Here is a 1,719-nt window from a genome sequence, read left to right on the forward strand (position 1 = left end):
AGGTGAGCGCCACGAATACCCTGTTCCGCGGGGAGCCCAAGGTACTTTGCCGCTTCAACAGATGTCATTCTCGATATCTTCACATACTCCTCTCTCGTAACAAAGAAGGGGCTGTATGCGCTAATTGCGTCACTACCGGCCGTAGAGTGTGCATTCTTCGGCACAAGCTTAATCAGTTCAAATCCAGAACCGACGTTTATCACCTTAGGCAGTGAATTCCCCGAAGCCAATCCGAGCTGGGCGTATTCTTTCGCAAGAGCAGGAGTGGCCCCGGATTTCATGTATTCATTCACAAGCGCCTGAGCCTCAGGCGTCTTCATGATATCCGCTGTTACATCAAGCCCGCGCGTCGTGAACGGAGCTTGGGTATATGAAAGCTGAGGATCTGGGGCAGTGGAACTAGCAGAAAACACGCCCGGCTTCATCGTTGAAGCACGCGAGACTGCACCAAGCTGTGTCATCGCATACAACAGCTCTGCCGCTTCTGGTGAAAGCCCAGCCGCTTGGAATATCTGCCCACCCCAAGTGTTAGTAGACGTGCCGTAGACGACCGTGCGCGACCCTGCAACTGCGTTGTCATAGCCACTGACGGTCAAGTATCCCGACGCAATGCAACCGATCACCGTCTCGCAGGTTGGAATCAGCAATAGCCCCCCTGCTGCCTGGAGTCCGCCTCCAAGAGCCTGAAGGCCGCCGAGCGTCCGTGTGCCGATCTGATTTCGGGAATTCCAGTCGAAAAAGTGGTCAGTAGCGTCGTAGCCAAATAGTTGGTCTTCTGCCGCCATTCCGTTGCCGGCGGTATACAGATAGCTGTGCTGAACCTGTGCCTTCATCCACTCCCGGTCCTCTTGAGCTTCCGGGGTGCCGCCCAGCGCTTCAATGGCGGCCCAGTGAGCTCGCTCGGCACTGCCCTCCGCAAAGCCAGATGAGCACTTGACCAAAGCGCAAGCCGCGGCTGTAAGCTCTGCTTCCCTTAGCCCGCCTCCGTCGCTTAGCTCCTTGATGCGAACGAGCTCTGTCGCTGTCAGCAGCCGGTTGTTCTCGACTGAGTTCTTTGCGATACCTGCGCCAAGGGCGGCACTAGAGAGGCTTCCCCCCGCCATGCCAGCGGCCAATGCCCCGACTGCTTGCGAAAGCGCCGAAATGGTTTCCCTATCGGCGTTGGGGAATGCATTTTTCAGGAAGCCGGCGGCAAGCTCACCTCCGGCGGCGGACAACGCCCCGCCCCCCGTGGAGCCTCCGTTGAGCTCAGCAAGAACGGCACCGAGTAGTGCGTGGGAGAGCGCTTGCGCTGCGACATTTGGATCGCTGCCATGGTCGGTGTCGAACTTGCTTCCGATCAGCTGGGCCGCATACGGCGCCAACGCATTCGCAGCCAACTGCCCCCCGCCTTGGCCGGACATCCCCCCCACCAAAAGCGCGGTCACCGCTTCCAGCGCGCGGCCGTTGGCGCTGCCGATGCCCCAGCTCTTCATCTGGTCCTCGGCGGCGTTGAAGTCGCTACCGCGCTGAGTCTTCAGCTCCCACGCTTTATCCTGTGCGCTCTGCGCCTTGAACCGCGCCTTCTCCTCGTCGCTCAACTTGGAAACATAGTCGTTCTCCAGGTTGCGCATCGCCTGCCCGCCGATATCGTTTGCGATCTGCTTGCTGGTAGCCGTCACCGTACCCATCGCCGCGGCCATAGCCTGCTGATCCGCCAGCAGCTTCTCGACATTGGGA

At 59.3% G+C, this 1,719-nt stretch carries 1 protein-coding gene; it reads right to left on the minus strand.

Annotated elements, in window-relative coordinates; all coding sequences use genetic code 11:
* Positions 1-1,719 (minus strand): VENN motif pre-toxin domain-containing protein (locus ACXJKH_RS19965; protein ID WP_457321966.1); only part of this gene is annotated, 1,719 nt, incomplete at both ends.

The sequence above is a fragment of the Stenotrophomonas sp. P5_B8 genome (genome assembly GCF_054049855.1).